Below are 306 nucleotides of genomic sequence, written 5' to 3' on the forward strand. Positions count from 1 at the left end.
CGCCCCTGCGCGCCCCCGGCGGCTCCGCACCGCCCGCACCGCCCGCACAGGGCCACGCGGCCCGTACCCGGCCCGCCCGGCGACCGCACTCCCCCCAGGTGACCCCGCAGCCCCACCCGGCCCCGCACGGCCCCGCACGGCCCCCCCACGGCCCCGTCACCGCGCACGGCGACGGGCCCCGGGGAAGGTTCCCCGGGGCCCGCTCCTGGCTGCCGTACGCGCCCGCTCAGGCCGCCGCGGTCGGCTGCCTCACCTCGGCGAAGTGACAGGCCGACTCGTGCGCGGCCGGGCCGCTGAGCACCTGCG

General features: G+C 83.0%; 1 pseudogene. It reads left to right on the forward strand.

Annotated elements, in window-relative coordinates:
• Positions 1-266 (forward strand): annotated as a pseudogene (locus AA75_RS51570) (hypothetical protein); the annotation flags it as partial.
• Between the last annotated feature and the right edge of the window lie 40 nt (positions 267-306).

It is taken from the genome of Kitasatospora sp. MBT63, assembly GCF_000710465.2.
Lineage (GTDB): Bacteria > Actinomycetota > Actinomycetes > Streptomycetales > Streptomycetaceae > Kitasatospora.